This window comes from Bifidobacterium sp. SKU (assembly GCF_026016405.1).
Taxonomy (GTDB): domain Bacteria; phylum Actinomycetota; class Actinomycetes; order Actinomycetales; family Bifidobacteriaceae; genus Bifidobacterium; species Bifidobacterium bifidum.
In genome coordinates, this window is the sequence record NZ_CP092890.1 from 1,858,826 (window position 1) to 1,883,335 (window position 24,510).

Annotated in this window: 30 protein-coding genes and 1 pseudogene; 5 read left to right on the top strand and 26 right to left on the bottom strand. The window is 62.4% G+C overall.

Annotated features, from left to right (window positions below; translation table 11 throughout):
- Window positions 1-28: 28 nt before the first annotated feature.
- From secY to rpsJ, 22 genes are all read right to left on the bottom strand, one after another.
- Window positions 29-1,363 (bottom strand): preprotein translocase subunit SecY, encoded by a 1,335-nt coding sequence (secY, locus tag MMB49_RS07905; RefSeq protein ID WP_003815673.1) that lies wholly within the window; start codon window positions 1,361-1,363, stop codon window positions 29-31.
- Window positions 1,364-1,565: 202 nt separating this feature from the next.
- Window positions 1,566-2,021: a 50S ribosomal protein L15 gene (rplO, locus tag MMB49_RS07910; RefSeq protein ID WP_003814543.1), complete on the bottom strand. Its 456-nt coding sequence runs from the start codon at window positions 2,019-2,021 to the stop codon at window positions 1,566-1,568.
- Window positions 2,022-2,023: 2 nt separating this feature from the next.
- The gene (gene rpmD / locus MMB49_RS07915; protein ID WP_003814541.1) at window positions 2,024-2,206 is read right to left on the bottom strand and encodes a 50S ribosomal protein L30; all 183 of its coding nucleotides are present in this window, start codon (window positions 2,204-2,206) and stop codon (window positions 2,024-2,026) included.
- The gene (gene rpsE, locus MMB49_RS07920) at window positions 2,206-2,940 is read right to left on the bottom strand and encodes a 30S ribosomal protein S5 (RefSeq protein ID WP_003815670.1); all 735 of its coding nucleotides are present in this window, start codon (window positions 2,938-2,940) and stop codon (window positions 2,206-2,208) included. Before rpsE ends, rpmD begins: the two co-directional genes overlap by 1 nt.
- The gene (rplR, locus tag MMB49_RS07925) at window positions 2,937-3,308 is read right to left on the bottom strand and encodes a 50S ribosomal protein L18 (protein WP_003814538.1); all 372 of its coding nucleotides are present in this window, start codon (window positions 3,306-3,308) and stop codon (window positions 2,937-2,939) included. The genes rpsE and rplR overlap by 4 nt, the downstream gene beginning before the upstream one ends.
- 1 nt (window position 3,309) lies before the next feature.
- Window positions 3,310-3,849 (bottom strand): 50S ribosomal protein L6, encoded by a 540-nt coding sequence (rplF, locus tag MMB49_RS07930; RefSeq protein WP_003814536.1) that lies wholly within the window; start codon window positions 3,847-3,849, stop codon window positions 3,310-3,312.
- A gap of 17 nt (window positions 3,850-3,866) precedes the next feature.
- Window positions 3,867-4,265 carry a 30S ribosomal protein S8 gene (gene rpsH / locus MMB49_RS07935; RefSeq protein WP_003814533.1) on the bottom strand — a complete coding sequence of 133 codons (399 nt, stop codon included), beginning with the start codon at window positions 4,263-4,265 and terminating at the stop codon, window positions 3,867-3,869.
- 89 nt (window positions 4,266-4,354) lie between these two features.
- The gene (locus MMB49_RS07940; protein ID WP_003814530.1) at window positions 4,355-4,540 is read right to left on the bottom strand and encodes a type Z 30S ribosomal protein S14; all 186 of its coding nucleotides are present in this window, start codon (window positions 4,538-4,540) and stop codon (window positions 4,355-4,357) included.
- A gap of 1 nt (window position 4,541) precedes the next feature.
- Window positions 4,542-5,114 carry a 50S ribosomal protein L5 gene (gene rplE / locus MMB49_RS07945; RefSeq protein WP_003814525.1) on the bottom strand — a complete coding sequence of 191 codons (573 nt, stop codon included), beginning with the start codon at window positions 5,112-5,114 and terminating at the stop codon, window positions 4,542-4,544.
- Window positions 5,111-5,446 (bottom strand): 50S ribosomal protein L24, encoded by a 336-nt coding sequence (gene rplX / locus MMB49_RS07950; protein WP_003814523.1) that lies wholly within the window; start codon window positions 5,444-5,446, stop codon window positions 5,111-5,113. The genes rplE and rplX overlap by 4 nt, the downstream gene beginning before the upstream one ends.
- A gap of 1 nt (window position 5,447) precedes the next feature.
- On the bottom strand, window positions 5,448-5,816 hold the full coding sequence (rplN, locus tag MMB49_RS07955; protein WP_003814521.1) for a 50S ribosomal protein L14: 369 nt from the start codon (window positions 5,814-5,816) through the stop codon (window positions 5,448-5,450).
- 92 nt (window positions 5,817-5,908) lie between these two features.
- Complete coding sequence (rpsQ, locus tag MMB49_RS07960; RefSeq protein WP_003814519.1) at window positions 5,909-6,175, bottom strand: 30S ribosomal protein S17; 267 nt, start codon at window positions 6,173-6,175, stop codon at window positions 5,909-5,911.
- Between the two features lie 2 nt (window positions 6,176-6,177).
- Window positions 6,178-6,435: a 50S ribosomal protein L29 gene (gene rpmC / locus MMB49_RS07965; RefSeq protein ID WP_003814517.1), complete on the bottom strand. Its 258-nt coding sequence runs from the start codon at window positions 6,433-6,435 to the stop codon at window positions 6,178-6,180.
- Entirely contained in the window at window positions 6,435-6,854 is a 420-nt protein-coding gene (gene rplP / locus MMB49_RS07970; RefSeq protein ID WP_003814515.1) for a 50S ribosomal protein L16, read from the bottom strand. Before rplP ends, rpmC begins: the two co-directional genes overlap by 1 nt.
- 4 nt (window positions 6,855-6,858) lie before the next feature.
- The gene (gene rpsC / locus MMB49_RS07975) at window positions 6,859-7,677 is read right to left on the bottom strand and encodes a 30S ribosomal protein S3 (protein ID WP_003814512.1); all 819 of its coding nucleotides are present in this window, start codon (window positions 7,675-7,677) and stop codon (window positions 6,859-6,861) included.
- Window position 7,678: 1 nt separating this feature from the next.
- Window positions 7,679-8,038 carry a 50S ribosomal protein L22 gene (gene rplV / locus MMB49_RS07980; protein ID WP_003814510.1) on the bottom strand — a complete coding sequence of 120 codons (360 nt, stop codon included), beginning with the start codon at window positions 8,036-8,038 and terminating at the stop codon, window positions 7,679-7,681.
- A gap of 15 nt (window positions 8,039-8,053) precedes the next feature.
- Window positions 8,054-8,332 (bottom strand): 30S ribosomal protein S19, encoded by a 279-nt coding sequence (gene rpsS / locus MMB49_RS07985; protein WP_003814508.1) that lies wholly within the window; start codon window positions 8,330-8,332, stop codon window positions 8,054-8,056.
- Between the two features lie 16 nt (window positions 8,333-8,348).
- Window positions 8,349-9,179 carry a 50S ribosomal protein L2 gene (rplB, locus tag MMB49_RS07990; RefSeq protein WP_003814500.1) on the bottom strand — a complete coding sequence of 277 codons (831 nt, stop codon included), beginning with the start codon at window positions 9,177-9,179 and terminating at the stop codon, window positions 8,349-8,351.
- Window positions 9,180-9,215: 36 nt separating this feature from the next.
- Window positions 9,216-9,512 (bottom strand): 50S ribosomal protein L23, encoded by a 297-nt coding sequence (rplW, locus tag MMB49_RS07995; protein WP_003814498.1) that lies wholly within the window; start codon window positions 9,510-9,512, stop codon window positions 9,216-9,218.
- A 2-nt stretch (window positions 9,513-9,514) separates the two neighbouring features.
- On the bottom strand, window positions 9,515-10,180 hold the full coding sequence (gene rplD / locus MMB49_RS08000; RefSeq protein WP_003815665.1) for a 50S ribosomal protein L4: 666 nt from the start codon (window positions 10,178-10,180) through the stop codon (window positions 9,515-9,517).
- A 5-nt stretch (window positions 10,181-10,185) separates the two neighbouring features.
- Complete coding sequence (gene rplC, locus MMB49_RS08005) at window positions 10,186-10,839, bottom strand: 50S ribosomal protein L3 (protein WP_003814493.1); 654 nt, start codon at window positions 10,837-10,839, stop codon at window positions 10,186-10,188.
- A gap of 16 nt (window positions 10,840-10,855) precedes the next feature.
- Complete coding sequence (gene rpsJ, locus MMB49_RS08010) at window positions 10,856-11,164, bottom strand: 30S ribosomal protein S10 (protein ID WP_003808013.1); 309 nt, start codon at window positions 11,162-11,164, stop codon at window positions 10,856-10,858.
- An 815-nt stretch (window positions 11,165-11,979) separates the two neighbouring features.
- Between rpsJ and MMB49_RS08015 the strand changes: the two genes are divergently transcribed.
- The 3 genes and pseudogenes from MMB49_RS08015 (at window position 11,980) to budA (ending at window position 13,736) form a co-directional block, all read left to right on the top strand.
- On the top strand, window positions 11,980-12,375 hold the full coding sequence (locus MMB49_RS08015; RefSeq protein ID WP_052773291.1) for a hypothetical protein: 396 nt from the start codon (window positions 11,980-11,982) through the stop codon (window positions 12,373-12,375).
- 33 nt (window positions 12,376-12,408) lie between these two features.
- Window positions 12,409-12,689, top strand: a pseudogene (locus tag MMB49_RS08020) (YwiC-like family protein); the annotation flags it as partial.
- A gap of 162 nt (window positions 12,690-12,851) precedes the next feature.
- Window positions 12,852-13,736 carry an acetolactate decarboxylase gene (budA, locus tag MMB49_RS08025; RefSeq protein WP_047270857.1) on the top strand — a complete coding sequence of 295 codons (885 nt, stop codon included), beginning with the start codon at window positions 12,852-12,854 and terminating at the stop codon, window positions 13,734-13,736.
- A 192-nt stretch (window positions 13,737-13,928) separates the two neighbouring features.
- Here budA and adhE read toward each other — a convergent pair whose 3' ends face one another.
- Complete coding sequence (gene adhE / locus MMB49_RS08030; protein ID WP_003814487.1) at window positions 13,929-16,661, bottom strand: bifunctional acetaldehyde-CoA/alcohol dehydrogenase; 2,733 nt, start codon at window positions 16,659-16,661, stop codon at window positions 13,929-13,931.
- Window positions 16,662-17,071: 410 nt separating this feature from the next.
- Between adhE and MMB49_RS08035 the strand changes: the two genes are divergently transcribed.
- Complete coding sequence (locus MMB49_RS08035) at window positions 17,072-18,289, top strand: ROK family protein (protein ID WP_047270860.1); 1,218 nt, start codon at window positions 17,072-17,074, stop codon at window positions 18,287-18,289.
- Window positions 18,286-20,871: a glycogen debranching protein GlgX gene (gene glgX / locus MMB49_RS08040; RefSeq protein ID WP_047270862.1), complete on the top strand. Its 2,586-nt coding sequence runs from the start codon at window positions 18,286-18,288 to the stop codon at window positions 20,869-20,871. Before MMB49_RS08035 ends, glgX begins: the two co-directional genes overlap by 4 nt.
- Before the next feature lie 78 nt (window positions 20,872-20,949).
- On the opposite strand, the gene rpsI is transcribed toward glgX, so the two are convergent.
- The 3 genes from rpsI to malQ all read right to left on the bottom strand — a co-directional run bounded on the left by rpsI (window position 20,950) and on the right by malQ (window position 24,338).
- Window positions 20,950-21,441 carry a 30S ribosomal protein S9 gene (gene rpsI, locus MMB49_RS08045; RefSeq protein ID WP_003814481.1) on the bottom strand — a complete coding sequence of 164 codons (492 nt, stop codon included), beginning with the start codon at window positions 21,439-21,441 and terminating at the stop codon, window positions 20,950-20,952.
- A 21-nt stretch (window positions 21,442-21,462) separates the two neighbouring features.
- Window positions 21,463-21,912 carry a 50S ribosomal protein L13 gene (rplM, locus tag MMB49_RS08050; protein ID WP_003814479.1) on the bottom strand — a complete coding sequence of 150 codons (450 nt, stop codon included), beginning with the start codon at window positions 21,910-21,912 and terminating at the stop codon, window positions 21,463-21,465.
- 257 nt (window positions 21,913-22,169) lie between these two features.
- Window positions 22,170-24,338 carry a 4-alpha-glucanotransferase gene (malQ, locus tag MMB49_RS08055; RefSeq protein ID WP_003815647.1) on the bottom strand — a complete coding sequence of 723 codons (2,169 nt, stop codon included), beginning with the start codon at window positions 24,336-24,338 and terminating at the stop codon, window positions 22,170-22,172.
- Window positions 24,339-24,510: the final 172 nt, after the last annotated feature.

Below are 24,510 nucleotides of genomic sequence, written 5' to 3' on the forward strand. Positions count from 1 at the left end.
CTCCCGTAAAAGCGGGAGCGCAGAAGGATCAGCCTTCCTTGTGGTCGATGCCTTCGAGCAGGAAGCCGGTGTACTGGAACTGTTCGGTCTGGGCCTTGGCCTGACGCAGCGTGTCAAGACCAACGCCCGCGATGATCAGGATCGTGGTGCCGCCGAACGGCAGCTTGGAGTTGAGGTTCAGCGCCATGATCAGCACGGTCGGGATCAGCGCGACGAACAGCAGGTACACGGCACCGACCGTGTTGAGGCGGTTCATCACGTAGTTCAGGTAACGGCTGGTGGCGTTGCCGGCGCGGATGCCAGGGATGAAGCCACCGTATTCCTTCATGTTGTCGGCGGTCTCGTCCGGGTTGAACGTGATCGACGTGTAGAAGAAGCAGAAAAACACGATCATCAGCGCATACAGCGCGATGTACCACACCGAAGTGGTGTTGGCGAGGTTCTTGTTGATCCAGTCGACCCAGGACTGTCCCGACTTGCCGAACTGCGCGATCAGCGTCGGGATGGCCAGGATGGAGGACGCGAAGATCGGCGGGATGACACCGCTCATGTTGATCTTCAGCGGCAGGTAGGTGGAGGAGCCGCCGTACATCTTACGGCCGATCATGCGGCGCGTGTACTGCACGGGGATGCGGCGCTGGCTCAGCTCGACGAAGTCGACGAAGACAAGGATGACCACCAGCACGCCGGTGACGATGCCGAACTTCAGCCAATCGCCGTTGGTGCCGTTGGTGCCCCAACCGATCTCCCACAGCTGCGGCAGGAAGCCGGAGCAGATGGACATGAAGATCAAGATGGACATACCCTGGCCGATGCCCTTGTCGGTGATCAACTCGGCCATCCACATGATCAGGCCGGTACCACCGGTCATGATCAGAACCATGACGGAGAGGTTCCACACGGAGTTGTCCGGAATCGGCGAGGAGCACATGTTGTTGAACAGTGCGCCGGACTGTGCGGTCACCAGAATCGTGGTGGACTGCAGCACGGCCAGGCCGATGGTGAGGTAACGCGTGTACTGCGTCAGCTTGGCCTCACCGGACTGTCCTTCCTTGTGCAGCGCCTCGAAGCGCGGGATGACCACGCGCAGCAGCTGCACGACGATGGAAGCGGTAATGTACGGCATGACACCCAGCGCGAAAATGGACAGCTGCAACATTGCACCGCCCGAGAAGAGGTTGACCAAGCCGATGAAGTTTTCCTGGCTACCGCTAAGTGTGTTGATACAATCCTGCACCGTCTTGTAGTTGACTCCCGGCGTCGGGATGAACGAACCAATACGGTAGATGATGATCATGGCTAAGGTAAAGAGGATCTTGTTCCTCAGTTCCTTGGTCCGAAAGGCTTGGATTAACGTCCTCACAAGGATTCCTTTCCGTTGTGCGCGCCCGGCGCACCGAAGCAAACAGACTCTAACCGTCGAGTTTAGCGTACGGGGTCTACCCGCAGACACGCTGGTGTCATATGTCATATGACGAGTCGTAATGACAGATAAGGCCCTCGCCCGCGACATGAGCGGGGAGGGCCTTATCTCATTGGTCACATGCAGTGTTGCCGAACAACAATCAGTTTTCGGAAACAGAGCCGCCGGCGGCCTCGATCTTGGCCTTGGCGGAAGCGGATGCCTTGGCGCCCTTCACGGTGACGGCCACGGTGATGTCACCATCGCCGAGAACCTTGACCGGGAAACCGCCACGGACAGCGCCCTTGGCAACCAGCGCGTCAACGGTGACCTCGCCGCCCTCAGGGAACAGCTCCCCAAGAGCGGAGACGTTGACAACCTGGTATTCCTTCTTGAACGGGCTCTTGAAGCCACGCAGCTTCGGCAGGCGCATGTACAGCGGCAGCTGGCCGCCTTCAAAGCCCGGACGAACCTGATAGCGCTTCTTCGTACCTTTGTCGCCACGACCCGAAGTCTTACCCTTGGAGCCTTCACCACGACCGATGCGAGTACGGTCCTTCTTGGCACCCGGGGCGGGCTTCAGATTGTGCATCTGCAGGAGTTCATCTTCGTTGGCCATAATCAGTCAGCCTCCTCAACGGTAACGAGGTGACGAACCGTGAGAATCATGCCGCGGGTAACGGAGTTGTCCTCACGAATCACGCTCTGGCCGATCTTGCGCAGACCAAGGGACTGGGCGGTCGCGCGCTGCTTGGGCGTGCGGTTCACCAGACCATGGTGCAACGTGATCTTCAGGTTAGCCATCACTCACCATCCTTCTGTTCAGCGGCGGCCTTGGCCTGAGCCTCTTCACGAGCCTTCTTGGCCTCGGCGATGCCGGCGGCGCGAGCGCGAAGCATCGCATCGGGGGCGACCTCGTTCAGGGCGAGGCCACGGCGGGCAGCGATCTCTTCCGGCTCCTCAAGCTGCTTGAGGGCGGCCACGGTGGCGCGAACCATGTTCACGGCGGTGGCGGAGCCCATCGACTTGGTGAGGATGTCGGTGATGCCGGCGCACTCCATGACGGCGCGCACGGGGCCACCGGCGATAACGCCGGTACCCGGGGCGGCCGGGCGAAGCAGCACGGTGCCGGCGGCATCATGGCCGATCACCGGGTGGGTGACGGTGCCACGGATGCGCGGAACGGTGAACATGTGCTTCTTGGCGTCGAGCTGGCCCTTGGCGATGGCCGCCGGGACCTCACGGGACTTGCCGTAGCCGACACCGACGGTGCCGTTGCCGTCGCCGACCACAACGAGGGCGGCGAAGCTGAACGTACGACCACCCTTGTGGGTCTTGGACACGCGGTTGATGGTCACCACGCGATCGAGCATCTCGTCGCCGTGGTTCTCCTCACGACGGTTGCGACGCTCGCCGCGTCGGCCTTCGCCACGCTGTCCACGACGGGACTTGCGCTCATCATTGTTGTTGTTCTCGGGTGCCGCAGTGTTCTGAGTCTCTTCAGCCACTTGGGTTTCCTTCACTTCGTTGTCGCTCACAGTGCCAGACCTCCCTCACGGGCGCCATCAGCGACGGCTGCGACGCGACCGGTGTACTTGTTGCCACCGCGGTCGAACACGACCTGCTCGATGCCTGCCGCCTTGGCCTTCTCAGCCACCAGCAGACCGACCTTCTTGGCGGCCTCGGACTTGGTGCCCTCGAAGCCGGCGAACTCGGCGGTCAGCGTGGAGGCGCTCACCAGGGTGTGGCCCTTGGTGTCGTCAACGATCTGAGCGACCATGTGACGGTTGGAGCGGGTGACGACGAGGCGCGGACGCTCCGGGGTGCCGACGACCTTCTTGCGAAGACGAGCGTGACGACGAAGGCGCGCGACCTTCTTGCCCTTACCTAGAATCTTGACGCTCATATCACTTACCAGCCTTTCCGGCCTTGCGCAGGATGCGCTCGTCCGCGTACTTGATGCCCTTGCCCTTGTAGGGTTCCGGAGCACGCAGCTTGCGGATGTTAGCGGCGACCTGGCCAACGACCTGCTTGTCGGTGCCCTTGACGACCACTTCGTTAGCGTTCGGCAGTTCGAAAGTGATGCCTTCCGGCGGGTTGACGGTGATCGTGTGAGAGTAGCCGAGAGAGAACTCGATGCCCTTGCCCTTGGCGACGGCACGGTAACCGGTGCCGACGATGAGCAGGCGCTTCTCGAATCCATCGTGCACACCCTTGACCATCGAGGCGATGATCGAGCGGCTCAGACCGTGCTTGGCACGGGTGGGACGCAGGTCATCCGCGGCGGTCAGGATAATCTCGTTGCCTTCGACCTGAGCGGTGATGCCCTCAGGGATGACGTAGGAATCGGAACCCTTCGCACCCTTGGCGGAGAAGTTCTGACCCTCGATAGCGACTTCCACGCCAGCCGGGATGGTGACGGGGAGCTTACCAATATGCGATGCCATGTGTCAGCTCTCCTTTCTCACCACACGTAGGCGACGATCTCGCCGCCAATGCCCCGGTCGAGGCATTCCTTCTGGGTCATCAGTCCCGAGCTGGTCGAGATGATGGCGATGCCGAGGCCACCGAGCGGCATAGGCAGGGAGTCGGACTTCGCGTAGCGACGCAGGCCCGGCTTCGAAATGCGCTTGATGCCCTGGATGGAACGCTCGCCGTTCGGGCCGTACTTGAGGGTGACCTCAAGGTCCTGGCCGACCTTGGCTTCCTTGGCGGTGAAGTCCTTGATGTAGCCTTCGCGCTTCAGGATCTCGGCGATGTTCGCCTTGAACTTGGAGTACGGCATTTCCACGGTCTCGTGCTTTGCCGCGCTCGCGTTACGCAGACGCGTGAGCATGTCTGCGATCGGATCTGTCATTGTCATGTGGGCTTGTTGCCCTTTCTCGCCGTGGTTTCCGCCGCCCTAGCGCCTGCACTGCAGACGTTCGGGCCGCGGACCTTCAGCGTCGATGTTTACCAACTGGACTTAGTGACTCCGGGCAGCTCGCCGCGGTGGGCCTTCTCGCGAAGGCAGATGCGGCACAGGCCGAACTTACGGTACACGGAGTGGGGACGACCGCAGACCTGGCAGCGCGTGTAGGCGCGCACCTTGAACTTCGGCTTGCCGGCCGCCTTGTTCTTAAGAGCGGTTTTTGCCATATCAGTTCTCCTTGAAGGGGAAGCCGAGGTGCTTGAGCAGCACGCTTGCTTCCTTGTCGTCCTTGGTGCTGGTCACCACGGTGATGTCCATACCACGCTGGTGATCGATGCTGTCGGGGTCGATCTCGTGGAACATGGACTGCTCCGTGAGGCCGAAGTTGTAGTTGCCCTGACCATCGAACTGCTTGCCGTTGATGCCGCGGAAATCGCGGATACGCGGCAGAGCCAGCGTCAGAAGGCGATCCAGGAACTCCCACATGCGGTCGCCACGCAGGGTGACGTACGCACCGATGGCCTGGCCTTCACGCAGGTGGAACTGCGCGACGGACTTCTTGGCCTTGGTGATCTTCGGCTTCTGGCCGGTGATCAGAGTGAGGTCCTTGACGGCGCCTTCGATGAGCTTGGAGTCGCGGGCCGCAGCGCCGACGCCCATGGAGACGACGACCTTCTGGACACGAGCGACCTGCATGGGGTTGGAGTACTTGAACTCCTTCTCCAGTTCAGGAACGATGACGTCCTTGTACTGCTGCTTCAAGCGCGGAGTTGCCGGCGCCTCGATAGTGCTATCGGTCATGCCAGCTCCTTTCCGGACTTCTTGGCGACGCGCACGCGCACGGTCTTCACCTTGCCGTCACGAGCCTCCTGCTTAACATTCACGCCGACACGGGTCGGCTCCTTGGTCTCCGGGTCGACCAGCATCACGTTGGAGCGATGGATCGGGGCCTCCACGGAGACGATGCCGGACTGCTGTCCCTGCTGCGTGGCGCGGACGTGCTTCTTGACGATCTGCACACCCTCGACGATCAGACGGTCGTTGGGCAGCACGCGGGTGACGGTGCCCTCCTTGCCGCGATCCTTGCCGCGGATGACCTTGACCAGGTCGCCGCTCTTGATCTTGGCTACCATGTCAGATCACCTCCGGAGCGAGGGACACGATGCGCATGAAGCGCTTGTCGCGCAGTTCACGGGCGATCGGTCCAAAGATACGAGTGCCCTTCGGTTCACGGCCGGAGCCGAGAATGACGGCGGCGTTCTCGTCGAACTTGATGTAGGAGCCGTCGACACGACGGTGCTCCTTGACGGTACGGACGACAACGGCCTTGACCACATCGCCCTTCTTGACCGACCCGCCAGGGATCGCGTCCTTGACCGAGGCGACAATGACGTCGCCCAGGCCGGCATAGCGTCGCTTCGATCCACCGAGCACGCGAATGGCAAGGAGTTCCTTGGCACCCGTGTTGTCGGCGACATGAAGCCGCGTTTCCTGCTGAATCATTGATTCTCCTTAGCCGAGCTGGTTCTCCCCGAGCACCCTGCCTGCCTATACCAGCGCAGGCAGGGTGTCTCGCGGAGCCTTGCCGAACTTGTTTACTTGGCGCGCTCGATGATGGATTCGAGACGCCAACGCTTGGTCTTGCTCAGAGGCCGAGTTTCCATAATACTCACGAGGTCGCCAACATGGGCGTCGTTGTGTTCATCATGGGCCTTGACCTTCTTGGTGGAGCGGACGACCTTGCCGTACAGCGGGTGGGTCGAACGCTGTTCGAGCTCGACGGTGATGGTCTTGTCCATTGCCTCGGACACGACATAACCGCGACGAACCTTGCGGAAGTTGCGCTCTGTAGTATCAGCCATGCTTACTTCTCCTCCGACTTGGTCTCGGTAGCCTCAGGCTCCTGGCTGATGCCGAGCTCACGCTCGCGCAGGACGGTGTACATCCTGGCGATGTCGTGCTTGACCGCCTTGAGGCGGGCAGTGTTGTCGAGCTGACCGGTGGCAGCCTGGAAGCGCAGGTTGAACAGCTCTTCCTTGGACTTCTTGAGGAAGCCCTCGATCTCTGCGTTGGTCTTCTCGTTCAGATTCTTGATTGCGTAATCAGCGGTACCGACTGCCATCAGATATCACCACCTTCACGTGCGATAATGCGGCACTTCATCGGAAGCTTGTCGATGGCGCGGCGCAGAGCCTCGCGAGCGACTTCCTCGGACACGCCGCCGATCTCGAACATCACACGACCGGGGTGGATGTTGGCGATCCAGAACTCGGGGGTACCCTTACCGGAACCCATTCGGGCGCCCAGCGGGTGCTTGGTCAGCGGACGGTCGGGGAAGATGTTGATCCACACACGACCACCACGCTTGATGTAGCGGGTCATGGCGATACGCGCGGCCTCGATCTGACGGTTGGTCACGTACGCCGGGGCAAGCGCCTGAATGCCGTAATCGCCGAAAGCGATTTCGGTACCGCCCTTGGACATGCCAGAGCGGCCCGGACGATGCTGCTTACGATATTTGGTCCTCTTTGGGATAAGCATCAGCTCACTCCTTCGTTTCCGTTGCGGCAGGAGCCTCGGCGGCGGCCTGGGCCTCAGCCGGAGCGGCTTCGGTCGCGGCCTTCTGCTGAGCGCCGGCGGCACGGTTGCCACGGCGCGGGCGGCGATCGCCGCGACGGCCCTGACGGTTGTTGTTCTGCTGCGCCTGCTGCTCTTCGAACTCACGCTCGGTCATGTCGCCCTTGTAGATCCAGACCTTCACGCCGATGCGGCCGTAAGTGGTCTTGGCCTCGAAGAAGCCGTAATCAATCAGAGCGCGCAGGGTCTGCAGCGGAACGCGACCTTCGCGGTAGAACTCGGAACGGCTCATTTCCGCACCGCCGAGGCGGCCGGAGAGCTTGATACGGATGCCCTTGGCACCGGCGCGCATGGCGTCCTGCTGGGCCTTGCGCATGGCGCGACGGAAAGTGACGCGGTTGGTCAGCTGCTCCGCGATGCCCTGAGCGACGAGCTGGGCGTCCAGCGCGGCGTTCTTGACTTCGAAGATGTTGAGCTGGACCTGCTTGCCGGTCAGCTTTTCGAGCTTGGCGCGGACCTTCTCGGCCTCGGCGCCACGGCGTCCGATGACGATGCCCGGACGGGCGGCGTGGATGTCCACGCGCACGCGGTCACGGGTACGCTCGATGACGATACGGGACACGCCCGCACGCTCGAGATCCTTGTTCATGACCTTGCGGATCTTGTCGTCTTCGAGCACGAAATCACTGTAGCGCTCGCCGACCTTGTTGGAATCGGAGAACCACTTCGAGCGATGGCTCTCAGTGATGCCCAGACGGTATCCGAACGGGTTGATCTTCTGACCCATCTCAGCGATCCCCTTCCTTGTTGGCAACGATGACCGTGATGTGGCTGGTGCGCTTGTTGATACGAGCGGCACGGCCCTGTGCACGAGCACGGAAACGCTTCAGCGTAACGCCCTCGTCCACATAGGTCGTCTTGACGACCAGGTCATTCTCGCGGAACGGCTCACCGGCCTTGTCGGCCTTGACGCGAGCGTTGGCGATGGCGCTCTCCAGCACCTTGCGAACCGGAAGGGCCGCGGCCTGGGGGGCGAACTTCAAAATGGTAACGGCTTCGGTGGCCTTCTTGCCTCGGATGAGGTCGACCATGCGGCGAGCCTTGCGCGGCGTCACGCGGACGTGACGAGCGATTGCTTTAGCTTCCATAAGTCATTCTCTCCTTTAGCGGCGGGCCTTCTTGTCGTCCTTCACGTGACCCTTGAAGGTCTTCGTGGGGGCGAACTCACCGAGCTTGTGACCGACCATGGCCTCGGTGACGAACACCGGGACATGCTTGCGGCCGTCGTGAACAGCGAAGGTGTGTCCGATGAAATCAGGGGTGATCATCGAACGACGAGACCACGTCTTGATGACGTTCTTGGTCCCCTTCTCGTTCTGCTCGTCGACTTTCTTCTGCAAGTGGGCGTCGACGAAGGGGCCCTTCTTGATGCTACGAGTCATCTTCTCGATACTCCCTTTACTTGCGGTTCTTACCATTCGGACGACGACGAACAATCATCTTGTTCGAGGCCTTCTTCGGACGACGAGTACGAACCTCACCCTTGCCCCACGGCGAAACCGGCGGCTTGCCACCGCGGGTACGACCGCCGTGCGGGTGGTCGACGGGGTTCATGGACTCACCACGGGTCCACGGACGCTTGCCCATCCAACGGGCGCGACCGGCCTTGCCGAGCTGAATGTTGGCGTGCTCGGAGTTGCCGACCTCACCGATGGTGGCGCGGCAGCGAGCATCCACATTGCGGATTTCGCCGGACGGCATACGCAGCTGGGCGTAGGCACCGTCCTTGGCGACGAGCTGCACGGCGGCACCGGCGGAACGCGCGATCTTCGCGCCGCCCAGCGGACGGAGCTCGATGGCGTGCACGATCGTACCGGTCGGGATGTTCTTCAGCGGCAGGTTGTTGCCGGGCTTGATATCGGCCTTCTCGCCGGTCTCAATGGTGTCACCCTGCTTGATGCCCTCGGGGGCAATGATGTAACGCTTCTCGCCGTCGGCGTAGTGCAGCAGCGCGATGCGAGCGGTACGGTTCGGGTCGTACTCGATGTGAGCGACCTTGGCCGGCACGCCGTCCTTGTCCCAACGCTTGAAGTCGATGAGACGGTACTGGCGCTTGTGGCCACCACCGCGGTGGCGGGAGGTCATACGGCCGTAAGAGTTACGACCGCCGGTCTTGCTGAGCTTGCGAACCAGCGACTTCTCAGGCGTGGTGCGCGTAAGCTCGGAGAAGTCCGAGACGGACGCGTTACGACGGCCCGCGGTCGTCGGCTTATAAACGCGGATAGCCATAATATAGTTCTTCCTTTAACTTTTCTCGGCTAACCTTCAGTTGCCAAAGATGTCGATCGACTGGCCCTCGGCAACGGTCACGATGGCGCGCTTCTGGGAAACACGCTGGCCGAAACCGGTGCGGGTGCGCTGGCGCTTGCCGGCGCGGTTGAGGGTGTTGACGTTCGTCACCTTGACCTTGAAGATCTCTTCGATAGCCTGCTTGATCTGCACCTTGTTCGCGTTCGGAGCCACCACGAAGGTGTACTGGCCGCGATCGGACAGGGCGTAGCTCTTCTCAGAGACGACAGGCTTCAGGATGATGTCATGTGCTGGCTTGTGAATAGCGACCATGATCAGGCCTCCTTGGCGGCCGGCTTGGTCTTCGCGTCGACGAAGGCCTCAAGGCCTTCCTTCGTGAAGACGACGTACTGAGCCGTGACCACATCGTACGTGTTGAGCTGATCGGCGAAGATCGGGTGAACGGTCGGGATGTTGCGCACCGACAGCCACTCGTTGACGTTATCGCGGGAGAACACCACGGTGGTGAACTTGTTCTCGGTCACCGGGGTGAGCGCGGCGATGGCGGCCTTGGTCGACGGGGTGTCGGTGACACCGAAGTCAACCACGACGACGCGGCCGGCGTTGGCGCGATCGGAAAGCACGTAGCGCAGGGCCGCGGCCTTCATCTTCTTGGGGGTGCGCTGCGAGTAGTCGCGCGGCTGCGGACCGAACACGGTGCCGCCGTGGTACCACTGCGGTGCACGGATGGAGCCCTGACGGGCACGACCGGTGCCCTTCTGCTTCCACGGCTTCTTGCCACCGCCGGAAACCATGCCGCGGGTCTTGGTGGCGTGCGTGCCCTGACGGGCGGCAGCCAGCTGGGCCACGACGACCTGGTGGATCAGCGGGACGTGAGCCTGGACCTCGTCGGCGGTGTGGCCGAAGAGCTCGGCGGGCGCCTCAACGGAGCCAGTGGCCTGGCCCTTGCCGTCAGTGACGTTGAGAGTAACGTTTGCCATGATAATCAGGCTCCCTTCACTGCGGTGCGGACGAGGACGATGCCGCCCTTGGGGCCGGGAATGGCACCCTTGATGGCGAGGACATTGTTCTCGGCATCAGCGGACATGACGGTCAGGCTCTGGACGGTCGCGGTCACGTGACCCATGCGGCCGGCCATGCGCTTGCCCTTGAGAATACGGCTCGGAGTGGCGCATGCGCCGACGGAGCCGGGGCGACGTTCGTTCTTGTGAGAACCGTGGGTACGACGGTAGGACTTGAAGCCCCAGCGCTTGATCGTGCCCGCGAAGCCCTTGCCCTTGGTGGTGCCGGTGACATCCACCTCTGAGCCCTCGGCGAAAGCGTCGATGGACAGCTCCTGGCCGGGCTCGTACTCGGCGGCGTCCTCGGTGCGCACCTCAACGAGGTGGCGACGCGGGGTCACGCCGGCCTTGGCGAAGTGACCAGCGAGCGGCTTGGTCACCTTGGTGGGATCAATCTGGCCGTAACCGATCTGGATGGCCTTGTAGCCATCGGTCTCCTCGGACTTGACGGCCGTGACCACGTTGGTGGACACATCCACCAACGTGACGGGGACGAAGAAGCCGTTCTCGTCCCACACCTGCGTCATGCCGAGCTTGCGACCCAGCAGAGCCTTGTGGCTACCTCTTTGCGAAGTCATAACGATCCCTCCTCCCTTACAGCTTGATCTCGATGTTGACATCTGCAGGCAGATCGATGTGCATCAGAGAATCCACAGCCTTGGGGGTGGGGTCCACGATGTCGATGAGACGCTTGTGCGTACGCATCTCGAAATGCTCGCGAGAATCCTTGTACTTGTGAGGAGAACGAATAACGACAAACACGTTCTTCTCGGTCGGCAGAGGAACCGGGCCCACCACAGTGGCACCCGCGTTCGTCACCGTCTCGACGATTTTCTTCGCCGATTGGTCGATGACCTCATGGTCATAGGACTTAAGCCTGATGCGGATTTTCTGTCCCGCCATTGCCGTCCGCCCTTTCTAGCGATTCGTTGACTATTACCATCCTGCTAAAGGGCACCGGCGAGCATGACACACGAAAATACTTTTCGCGGCCATAACCACATCAGTGCGTAGACATGCAAGAAGCCCGTCGAAACGGACCCCTTGTTCCACGCTCGCTTTTTTGATTCCAATTTGCGAGCCCAAAACAGGCAACTTGTTAATTAAAGCACCAGGGGTACCTATAGGGAATTCGGGCGTGTCGCACGCCCGAATCCTGTCATATCCCCTCAGGGCTGCCGCCCCTCGGCGTCGCCTACCGGCAGCCCACCGGGCTACCGGCCACACGGCTCCGCGGGCGTGTCGCACGCCCGAATCCCGCCATATCCCCTCAGGGCTGCCGCCCCTCGGCGCTATCTACGTTTCGTGAGGTTGATTTGGCGCCTCGGGAACGTCTATCTGCGTTTCGTGAGGTTGTCAGAGCACGATACCCTCGGTATCACTGCCCTACGGTTGTTGGAATCATGCGGTTCCCGGAGCGCCTCTACTCTGCCATCAACCCCTCGAAATGCAGATAGCCCATTATTCTCACCTCTCAGTGCGCCGATACACCTATCCGTACACGATTTTCAATGGGCTATCGGGAAAGGCAGTAGCCAAACGGCCCCGCGCACGGTTTTCGTGCTGTACGATGACAACCAACTTGGGAGAGACATTCAGGGAAGGGGGGAAGATTCCACTCTGCCAGGCTTTCGTGCACCAATATCCACAATCCATGCCCGAAGGTTCGGAAACGGTCAGTATTACGAGAACACCAGCAGCCTCGACGTGCAGGCGAAGTGGAAGAGCTGTACGACACCACCGACGTCAGCAACCCGTGGTGGAAGTACCCGGTCACCGGCGATGAGAACAAGACCGATCTGTTCGGCGGTGCTTCCGCGGCGTACAACCGCGGCGCGCCCGCCCTCGCCGCGTTGCGTTCGACGGTCGGCGATGCGAAGTTCCGTGAGATCGAGAAGACCTGGGTGCAGGAACATCAGGAGCAGTTCGACCCGACTGGTCTGAAGATTACCGCGACTTACTCCGACAAGTCCACGAAGGCCATCGACGCAGCCAAACGGCGTGTCCAACCCGCTGTCCAAGACCGGCGCCAGCACGGCTCCGATCATCGCCCTGGCGGCACTCGCACTGCTGACGGGCGGTGCCGCCGTGGCGAAACGGCACTCGGAGCCTGAACCGCAGCATCGGAGGTAGCCGCGAGCGCCTGAGTGATACTGGGCGGCGTCAACGCGGACACCGTATGGCTGTTCGCCGCCTGGGTGCTGTGCTATTGCGTGCAGTTCTCCGCGGCGCGATGGTTCAAATCACGGTTCGCCCGCCGTTGGATGCCGCCAACGATCGTGTATTCGGCGGCCTTGTGCGTGGTCGGACTGCCATTCGTCATCATGCGTCCGGGCGCGCTGCGGTGGGCGCCTTTGTTCGTCGTACGCTGGCCGGGCTGTCATTCCTCGCCGCATGGCTGCGCCGGGAGCGCTCGCTGTGGGGCAACGACGGCCGAAACCGATGATCGCCGGCGTCACCGAAGCGATGTGCCTGCTACTGGTGTTCATAGCGGTCATCATCATCTGTCCTCACCTGGCATAGCGGCGATCCGCCTCCCCCTTCCTATCCGACTCCCTCCCCGACCATAGTCCCATTTCAGAGGCCGCAGATGGGACTTTGGCGGGATGAGGTGGCTGTGTTGTTCGTGAGGCAGGTCACAGCGCAGGCGCTCCCCTATGTGAAGCCCGCGTTGAAGCGCCCCGCGTGCTGCATTATCATAATCACCGTGACAAAATCGCAAGCTGCACAGATCAAACCCATCACGGCGCATCACGCCAACCAGCTGTACCAGCACGGCACGCTGGCGCTGCTGGTGCCCGGACTGCTCGAAGGCACCACGACCATCGGCGAACTGCTCACCCACGGCGACACCGGCATCGGAACCGGCGAAGGGCTCGACGGCGAGCTCATCATCCTCGACGGCGTCGCCTATAAGGTCGGACAAAGCGGCGTGGCGGAACGCGTGCCGGACGATTTCACCATGCCGTTCGCGAACGTGCATCACGCCGCGTTCCAATACCAGTGCGAGCGCCGCGATATCGGCCTGGAGGATCTCAACAACCGCATCGTCGAGGCGAACGGCCGCGCCAACACGTTCTTCTCGGTCATCGTGCGAGGCACTTTCAGCTTCATCAAGACGAGGGCGGTCATCAAACAGCAGGCCCCGTACCCGACTCTGGTGGAGGTCGCCGACCGGCAGGCGATGTTCCTGCGGCACGACGTGAAGGGCACGATGCTGGGATATTTCTCGCCGGAGATGTTTCATGGAGCCGCCGTCGCCGGTTTTCACGAGCATTTTCTGTCAGACGATCGCACGTTCGGCGGTCACGTGCTCGACGCGGTGCTCGATCACGGCAAGATATACAGTCAGGTGTTCGACACGCTGGTGCAGCATCTGCCGGTGGATGATCCTGAGTATCGCAACCACGATTTCCGGCATGATCCGATAGCCGAGGCGATCACCGCCGCGGAGGGAGACAAGGCAGGTAATTGACGGATTCAGTGGGTAGTCGCGAAGAGAAGATTAGTGGAGGTAATCACTGAATCCGCGTGACCACTCACCGGCACTACGTGCCACCTCCCGCCAGCGGGAGGCAGGAATGGCCTGAAATAATTGTGGGGCCTTCCGCATAGGAAGACCCCCACATTGGTTCAATCACCTGGGATGGGTGATGTCATGCCATCGTCAGACGCGCTCGGACGCCTCTTCGGTGGCGGCCACACCCTCGCGCTCGACGCGAATCTTGTGGCCTTCGGCCTGCGGCACGCCGTAGTATGCGGCCACGGCGATGTCCTTCATGTCCTCGATCATCGGGATGCGCGGGTTGGCCGGGGTGCACTGGTCCTCGTAAGCGCGCATGCCGATCTGGTCGAGCACGCTCCAGAAGTAGTCCTCTTCCACGCCGCAGTCCTGGAAGGACTTGTTCATGCCGAGCTTGTTGTCGCGGTAGTCCTCGACGGCCTTCGCCAGGTTCTCGACGCCTTCGGCCGGGGTCTTGCCCGGGTCGATGCCGATGATGCGGGCGATGTCCTGGTAGCGCTTGTCGGCGACGTACTTGTTGTACTTCGGCCAGCTGGTCGGCTCCTCCGGGACGGCACCGTTGTAGCGGATCACGTACGGCAGCAGGATGGAGTTGGTGCGGCCGTGGGCGATGTGGCACAGGGCGCCGATGGTGTGGGCCATGCCGTGGCACATGCCGAGGAACGCGGAGCCGAACGCCATGCCGGCCATGGTGGCGGCGTTGTGCATCTTCTCCTGCGCGTCGGTCTTGGCGAGACCCGGCTCGCCGTTGACGGACTCGGCCAGATTGTCCCAGATGAGCTTGGCCGCGTGCAGGGCCATGCCGTCGGTGAAGTCGTTCGCGTACACGGACACGTAGGCTTCCATGGAGTGGGTCAGGGCGTCGAAGCCGGCGTCGGAGGCCAGCTTGCGCGGCTGGGTGCGGGCCAGCACCGGGTCCACGATGGCCACGGACGGGGTCAGCGCGTAGTCGGTGATCGGGTACTTGTATCCGGTCTTGTGGTCGGTGATCACGGCGAACGGCGTCACCTCCGAACCAGTGCCCGACGAGGTCGGGATGCACACAAGCTTGGCCTTCTCGCCCAGCGGCGGGATGCGGAACGCGCGCTTGCGGATGTCGAAGAACTTCTCACGCACGTCGGAGAAGGAGATTTCCGGGTGCTCGTAGAGCAGCCACATGATCTTGGCCGCGTCCATCGGGGAGCCGCCACCGACCGCGATGATCGTGTCGGGCTCGAACTCCTCGCGCATCATCTCGGCACCGCGCTCGACGGTCTCGACGGAGGGCTCCGGCTCGACGTAGTCGATGATTCGGAAGGTGACGCGATTGTCACGGGCGCGCAGCTGGTCGATGACCTTGTCGACGATGCCGAGCTGCTCCATCACCTTGTCGCACACGATGACGGCCTTCTCGATGCCGTGCATGTCGCGCAGGTACTTGATGGCGTTCGGCTCGAAGTACGTCTTGGCCGGAATCTTGAACCACTGCATGTTATTGTTCCTCCGAGCGATGCGCTTGATGTTGATCAGGTTCACGGCCTGGACGTTGCCGGACACCGAGTTGCCGCCGTAGGAGCCGCAGCCCAGGGTCAGCGACGGGGCAATCGCGTTGTAGATGTCGCCGATGCCGCCGAGCGAGCTCGGCTGGTTCCAGATGATGCGGCAGGCGTGCATGCGCAGGCCGTACTCGCGCACCAGCGCCTCGTTGTTCGTGTGGATGGCGGCGGTGTGGCCGGCACCGAGCTTGAGCATCTTCTCGCACATCTCGAAGGCCTGCTCCTTGTCGTCGGCCTTGAGCACGGCCTGCACCGGGGCGAGCTTCTCGTGGGTCAGCGGCTCGTCGTCGGAGACCTCCTTGCATTCGGCGGCGAGGATCGTCGCGTCGGCGGGGATCTCGAAGCCGGCGGCCTTGGCGATGAACTGCGGGGACTTGCCCGGCACCACGGAGTTGAGGACCGGCTTCTGGCCGGAGCCGGCGGTGCAGCCGAACATGTACTGCTCCAGCTTCGCCTTCTCGTCCGCGTTGACGAAGTATGCCTTGCGGCGCTTGAGCTCCTTGACGAGCGGCGCGTAGACGTCCTTGTGGGCGATGATGGCCTGCTCGGTGGCGCAGATCATGCCGTAATCGAAGTGCTTGGAGAGGATCAGGTCGTTCGCCGCACGTTCGATGTCCACATCGGTATCGATGTAGGCCGGAGCGTTGCCGGCGCCGACGCCGAGGGCGGGCTTGCCAGAGGAGTACGCGGCCTTGACCATGCCGGGGCCGCCAGTGGCCAGGATGGTGGCGACGCCCGGGTGCTTCATCAGCGCGCCGGTCGCCTCGATGGACGGGTGTTCGATCCACTGCACGCAGTTCTCGGGTGCGCCTGCTTCGATCGCGGCGTCGCGGACGATCTTCGCGGCGGCCACGGACGACTTCTGGGCGCCCGGGTGGAAGCCGAACACGATCGGACAGCGGGTCTTGAGTGCCAGCAGCGACTTGAAGATGGCGGTGGAGGTCGGGTTGGTGACCGGGGTGACACCGGCGACGACGCCGACCGGCTCGGCGACCTCGTCGATGCCCATGACCTCGTCCTCGCGGATCAGGCCGACGGTCTTCTGCCCGGCCATGTAGTGGGTGACGTGCTCGCAGGCGAAGATGTTCTTGGTGGCCTTGTCTTCGACGAGACCACGGCCGGTCTCATCGACGGCCATCTTCGCGAGCACCAGATGCTTGTTCAGGGCCGCGACGGACGCCTTGGCGACGATGCGGTCGACCTGCTTCTGATCGAGCTTCTCGAACTCGTCAAGGGCCTTGAGACCCTTCTTGACAAGGGCGTCGACCTCGGCTTCGGCCGCCGCGCGCTTCTCCTCGGGGCTCGGCTTGGCGGGCGCCTCGACCTGTGTTGCTTCTGCCATGAATACTCCTCGACTAGCTGTGGTTTCATTCCGTTGTCGTTGCCGCCATCACCTGGCGGATCATCCATCCACATGCTCGCTATTGCGCATCTGTGGCCTACGTCACAATCTACGTGATACACTGCGCAAACGCACACGAACAAAAACGACGGCGTTTCGTGTTTGTTTTTGGTATTTATTTGTTGCTATTTGTTACATTTAACCTTGTTTTGCTGCCGATATTCCACGAAATGATATCTTTTGTTCGCTTTTTGCGACATCGCACACCATCAAACGAATTTTCGAGACACAACTTATATAAAGCATGTTTATAAAAGTTGCACTCGTCGACAAACTTTTATAAAATTATTTATTAAAAGCGGTGTCATGCGTCCGGCACCACACGGAATCAACCCAGCAACGAGGCCCCAATGACGACCACGGACACCGACATCGCCACAACCCGAAACATCACCAAGACGCGCAACAGGCAGGCCATCATCCGCCACCTCGCAACGCACGGCAACGTCACCAAGCGCCAGCTGCAGCTCGATCTGCAGCTGAGCCTGCCGACCATCACCGGCAACATCCGCGCGCTCGAACACGACGGCATCATCGCTCCCGGCCCCCTGACCGACTCCACGGGCGGCCGCAAATCCCAAAGCTACCGGTTCAACCCGAGTCATCGCACCGCAATCGGCGTCACCATGCACCGCAACACCCTGCGCCTATGCGCCATCGACCTGCAGGGGCGTCCCATCGCCACCCTCTCGCGCACGCTCCCCTATGCCAACACCAACGCCTACTACCAGCGGATGGGTTCGGCGATCAACGATTTCGCTGCGGAGACCGAAAAGGCCCACGGCCCCGTGCTCGGCGTATCCTTCGCCATCCCCGGTGCCATCTCGGCCGACGGCACCGTCATCACCTTCAACGACTCGACCGGAGCGACCGGCGTCACCATCGACACCATCGCCCAGTCGGTGCGCTACCCGCGTCAACTAATCCGCGAGGCCGCGGCCATCGCCATGACCGAAACGCTGCACGACGCCGCCATCAGCGACGCCATATGCCTGTACCTGAACCGCAGACCCAGCGGCGCGCTCATCATGAACGGCCGCCTGCACCGCGGCCCGAACCTGTGCGATGGCGCCATCGAACACATGACGCTCGTCCCAGGCGGCAAACCGTGCCACTGCGGCAGGCGCGGCTGCATGGCCGCCTACTGCTCTCCCGAAAACCTGCCGGAGGACTACGAGAGCATCCCCGGCTTCTTCAGCGTGCTGGAGCAAGGCGAGACCCATCACCGCGAGCGCATGAACGACTGGCTCGACCACGTGGCGCTGGCCATCGCCAACGTGCGGTGCGTCATCTGCGCCGACGTCGTCATCGGCGGGGAGGCGGCGCTGTACCTCGACCACGACAACATCGCCGACCTGCAGCGGCGGGTCACGGCCCTCAGCGTGTTCGGCACCGACCATTTCACCCTTCGGCTGAGCCGCAGCGACGAGAACAGCGGCGCCATCGGCGCGGCCATGCAGTTCACCGACCCCTACATGGACGCGCTGTGCGGCTGGGACACGGGCCCGCACCCGTCCTCGCCCGCTCCGACACGGACGAAAATCGACACCGCTACAATGGGTGTATGAAACACGCGATACCTCAGCGGTATGCAATCCCTCATCGCTATGCGACACGACCGGGCCTGTACTTCACGGAAGACGGCGGCGCCGATGTCATCGTCCGTTCCGAAACAGCCGATCAGGTGTGGCTCTGCATCTACGAGAAGGTCGATCAACCCACCGCCTTCTTCAACGACGCCATCCGCATCTTCGATGATTCAGCAACGCCGTTCATCAACGAAATACACGAGCACGCCGTCTGCACGCGCATCATCGAGCCCATGTACGTGCGCGAGACGCTGTTCCGCATGGATGGGCCGAACTACGGCCTGTGGTACGTGCATCTTCCCAAGGCGTGGGACGGCATGCGCTACGCCTACCGAGTGGACGGCGCGTGGGATCCGAGCAAGGGGCTGCGGTTCAACCCGTACAAGCTGCTGCTCGACCCGTATGGCAAGGGGATCGACGGCCGCATGAAGCTGTCGCCGGCCGCGTTCTCATACCAGTGCGACGTCAGCGAGGACGGCAAGGTGCGCGGCTCAGCGTTCGGGCCGATGAGCACCGTCGACGCACTGGGCAACATGCCCGTGTCGGTGGCCATCGACGACCGGGACAAGAGCAAGCACGACGCCGACCCTTCGCACCCGCACGTGCCGTGGAGCAAGACCGTGCTGTACGAGCTGCACGTCAAGGGATTCACCGCGAACGCACCCTGGCTGCCCAAGGAACTGCGCGGCACGTACGCGGGCCTCGCCCACCCGACCACGCTCTCGTACCTGCAATCCCTGGGCGTCACCTCCATCGAGCTGCTGCCCATCCAGGCCAAGCAGGATGAGCTGTTCCTGCAGGAGCGCGGGCGGCACAACTACTGGGGGTACTCGCCACTCAGCTACTTCTCCCCCGAGCCTTCGTACGCCACTGCCGAAGCCCAGCGCAAGGGGGCCCGGGCGGTCCGCGACGAGGTCATCGGCATGGTGCGCGCGCTGCATGAGGCCGGGTTCGAGGTCATCATGGACGTGGTGTACAACCACACCTGCGAAGGCGGCGTGGAAGGGCCGACGACATGCTGGCGCGGTCTGGACGCGCTCTTGTATTACCGGCGTCAGAAGGGCAATATCGGGCGGCTTGAGGACACCACCGGCTGCGGCAACACCTTCGACTTCACCAACACGCACGTGGTGACGTTCGCCGTGGACTCGCTGCGGTATTGGGCCAAGCGCATCGGCATCGACGGGTTCCGATTCGATCTCGGCGTGTCGCTGGCGCGGCTGGACGGGGACTTCACCAAGCATCACCCGTTCCTGTATGCGTTGCGTTCCGACCTGCTGCTCGGCAACCTGAAACTCATCATGGAGCCTTGGGACCTGGGGCCGCAGGGATGGAGGACCGGCGGATTCGGCATGCCGTTCAGCGAGTGGAACGACCGGTTCCGCGACACGGTGCGCCGATTCTGGATCACCGACACCCAACCGGGGGCGCCCAGCGGTATCGGCATGCAGGAGATGGCCACGCGACTGTGCGGTTCGTCCGACCTGTTCGCCACGGAGCCCGGGCGCGGATGCGTGTCCTCGATCAACTACGTCTCGTGCCACGACGGATTCACGCTCACCGACCTGACCCGATACGCGGTCAAGCACAACGAGGCCAACGGCGAGAACAATATCGACGGATCGAACGTGAACCACTCCGCGAACTTCGGTGTCGAGGGGCCGTCCGACGACCCGGCGATCATCCGCAAACGCGAGCAGGCCGCCATGAACATGCTCGGCACGCTGATGCTGTCGCTGGGCACGCCGATGATGCTGGCAGGCGACGAATTCGGCAACTCGCAGAGCGGCAACAACAACGCCTATGCGCAGGACAACGACATCACCTGGCTGAACTGGGACTGGATGTACCAGACCCGCAAAACCATGCAGATGCACCGCCTGGATACGGTGTCCCGACTGCTGTCGATACGCAAGTCGCTGGGACTGTACCATCACGAGGAGTTCTTCACGCGGCTCACGCAGCTCGGCCTGTTCAAGCCGTCGAGCCGCGTGCAATGGTATCTGCCCGACGGCACCACGCCGATGGATCGGGACTGGTTCGACACGACGATACGCAGCTTCGCGATGCGACTGCTCTCGCAGGATGAGGTCGATGTGCTCATCGTGATCAACGGCGTCGACGAGGTACGCCGGTTCACCCTGCCGAGCGACTGCTCCTGGCAGTGTGACTGGAGTTCCGCGACCGCGGTCGGACTGCGGCCGGCGCCGGGCGATCGGCTGCAGCGTATCGGCAAGAACCAGGCGCTGCGCAGCAACTGGATCATGTCCGTCAGCGAGAAGGACAACATCCATCAGCTGTTGAAGACCGTTCAGGCGTCGCTGGCCGAGCAGGACAAGCTGGATCTGCTTGGCGCCACCACAGAGCATGCCGATGTGCTGTTCGAGGATGACGAGCAGGCCCCGGGCGTTGGCGCGGATGTTTCGGCGACCATGTCTGCGGCCAGTACCGTGCATGGCGCTTCCGCGTCGGCCCGTGATGGCGGCAACGCTACGGTTAACGGGTCGGTGGTATGGACGATGCCCGCACTCAGCATCAGCGTGATGCGCAGGCTGCAGTAGAGGTGCTCATAACGAACGAGGCCCTTCCGGGAAACGATGTTTCCGAAAGGGCCTCGCGATAGCCAGAACTGACGTATATTAACGCTTCGAGAACTGCGGAGCGCGACGTGCCTTGTGCAGACCAGCCTTCTTGCGTTCCACGACACGGGAGTCGCGGGTCAGCATGCCGGCCTTCTTCAGGGCGGCGCGGTTGGCGTCACGGTCGATGGCGTTCAGAGCGCGGGCAACGCCGAGACGGATGGCACCGGCCTGACCGGTGGTGCCGCCGCCGTCAACGAGGACGATCGCGTCGAACTTGCCTTCGAGCTTGAGCAGCACGATCGGGGAGTTGACCTCACGCTGCAGCAGCTTGGAGGGGAAGTACTCCTCCAAGGTGCGCTTGTTGATGGTCCACTTGCCGGTGCCGGGAACCAGACGCACGCGGGCGACGGCTTCCTTGCGGCGGCCGGTGCCGTAGCCCGGAGCAATCGCGGAAGTGCCGGTGCCGGCACCCGCGTTGGTCTCGGTGGTGTAGCTGGTGAGCTCCTCTTCGGTTGCCTGAACCGCGGAGTCGTTGGTGTTTTCAGCCATGATTCTCTATCTCCCTTCGGTTCACTTGGCCTGCTGCGAGACCTGAGCGATCTCGAAAACCTGCGGCTGCTGCGGGGTGTGCGGATGCTCGGCACCACGGAAGATGCGGAGACGGTCCAGCTGCACCTTGGACAGACGGTTCTTCGGCAGCATGCCCTTGACGGCAGCCTTGATGATGCGCTCCGGCTTGTTCGCCAGCAGCTCGGCGTAGCTATCGCGACGCAGGCCACCGGGACGACCGGAGTGCGAGTACAGTTCCTTGCCCATCTTGTTGCCGGTCAGAGCGATCTTGTCGGCATTGATGATGATCACGTGGTTACCGGAATCGGCGTGAGGCGCGTAGGTCGGCTTGTTCTTGCCGCGCAGCAGCGTGGCGACCTGAGTGGCCAGACGACCGAGCACCACGTCGGTGGCGTCGATGATGTACCAGTCATGAGTCAAATCGGCTGGTTTCGGAGTGAAAGTTTTCACTGGTGTACCTTTTCTTGCTTATTGTGTTCCGGGCTTGGACTGCCGCGCTGGTCAGGCTTGGCGGTTTCGGCCTCATTATCCGTGGGCTCCCTGAAAGTCCTCGATGGCGAGTGGGAAAGCGCTTTGAAGGACCCCTTAGGGAAACACAACAATCCTCTATGATAACGCCACCTTTGACATTTCGCAACGCCACACGACACACTTCATCATCCGGCCGAACGACATGTACGGCCGGATGGCATGCCCATATCGCACCCTCAGCGCCCCTGCATGACCTTGGCGAGCGAGAGCAGACGCGTGTTGGAGAACAGCTCCTCCAGCGGCACGACATTGCCCTTGCCGTCGGCCAGCGGGATGCGCCAGTTCGGATATTCGTTGTTGGTGCCGGGCTGGTTCTGGGCGCGGCGCTCTCCCACGCCGTCCACGATGGACGCCGCGAGCAGCTTGCACGGGGAGCCGCGCAGGCCGCGGTACAGCGCCTCGACGATCTCCTGCTCGTGGGCTTTCTCGTCCTTCAGCAGGTCGGGGTCGAGATAGCCGTTGACGATCAGCATGACCATCATGGCCTTGTGCTCGGCGCGCGCGTTCTGCTCGAAGTCCTCGACCGATCCTTCGATCAGTCCCAGGCGCTCGCGCAGTTCGACGTGCTCGTACGCGAGATATCCGGCTGCGGGCGGCAGGTCGTGCGTGTTCACCGAGGCGAGCGAGAACTCGCGCCAATCCTTCGGGGCGCGGAACTTGCCATCCATCTGCTCGAACCATTCGACGGCGCAACCCAGCACCTGATGCGCGGACAGCGACGTCGAGACGTGGTCAGGCACGACGCCCAGATCCTCGCCGACGACCACGCCGTGGGCGCGCGACGCCTCAAGTGCCAGGATGCCGAGCATGATCTCGGAATCGTACTGCACATAGGCGCCGTCCTTGGGCGTGTGCCCGGAGGGGATCCACCACAGGCGGAACAGGCCGAGGATGTGGTCGATGCGCACCGCGCCTGCATGGGCGAACATGCCCTGCACCATGTGACGATACGTGAGGTAGCCGGTGTTCTCCAGCTCGATCGGGTTGAGTGGCGGCTGGCTCCAGTCCTGCCCCTGCTGGTTGAAGTAATCCGGCGGCGCGCCGACCGTGGCGCCCTTGGCGAAACACTCCGGGTTCCACCACACGTCGGAGCCGGACGGATGCACGCCGACCGCCATGTCGGCCATGAGGCCGATCTGCATGCCGGCGTCCTTCGCGGCCTGCTGAGCGGCTCCCAGCTGCTCGTCGGCGATCCATTCCAACCAGCGGTAGAAGTCCAATGTGTCGGGGAACTGTCGACGCAGCCCCTGCACCTCGTCGCTGTTCTTGTCGAGGCGCTTCTCCCAGCTGTCGGCTTCGCCGGTCGGCGCGCCCCACTTGTCGTAGCACAGGCACCACGTGGCGTAGGCCTCAAGCCCTTCGGCGGACGTGCTCTTGTAGTCGTCGAACGCCTTCTGACGCTCCTCGCTGCGCCCGGCCTTAAAAATCAGCCACAGGGCGTGCATCTTCACGCGCCACATCGAATCACGGTCGATAATCTGCGCGTCCCCGTTCAGCGGTTCGGCCTGCGCGTGCAGCTCGCCGATCTGCGATTTCAGGTCATCGCCGAGGCCGGCATATTCCTCGATCGCCTCGGGACGAATGTACGTGAAGTTGATGAAGCGGCGGGAAATCGGCAGGTACGGCGACGGGGTGAGCGGCGCTACCGGCTCGCACGCGTGCAGCGGGTTGACCAGCATGAAATCGGCGCCGGTCTTGCTGTGCGAATCGACCATGAGGGTCTTGAGGTCCTCGAAATCACCCACGCCCCAGGATCCGGCGGACCGGATGGAATACAGCTGGGCCATCCAGCCCCACAGCTGGTCATGTTCCATGGCCGGCAGCATCGGAATACGCTCGGGGGCGCTGATCAGCGTGGCATCCTGCGTGCGGTCGCCCACGCTGACATGCAGCGTATGGTATCCCATCGGCAGATCCGCGGGTATGGTGATGGATGCCGTCGCCACGAACTTGCCGTCGACCTCGTACGCCTGCGATCCGTCTCCGGCTCCCGGCTCCAGCGCACCTTGGTATTCGTCGCCGTTTTCCAGCGTGATGGTTGCGGAGGGAATCTGCATGATACCGGTGTTGAGCAGCACACGATCTTCCTTGCCGACGACATGCAACACGGTCGGGGCGACGAGACGCCCGTGGCGCTCGCGAAGGATACGGACAACGGAATCATCGATGGCGTCATCGTCATGGGCGTCCACGCCCAACGCACCCAGCAACGCCTTCAGGACATCATCATCGATCTCGTGATAGTCGTCGCTCATGCCGATGTAGCTCGTGGCCAATCCAACCAGACGCGCCAGATGGATCAGCGGACGCGCGAGACGCTCCGCACTTTCTGTACTCTCTGTCATATTCCTTAGTGTAAGCCCGCTTTTGCGCGGCACGCTTACGTATACCGCGAATTGCGCCAGATTTTACCCGCGATTATCGCCTGATCCGCCGGCGGCGGACGGGTCGGAACGAAACGGGGTCAGTACGGGGGTGGCAGGAGGGAGCGCAGGGAGGGTGTCGCGCAATGATGCG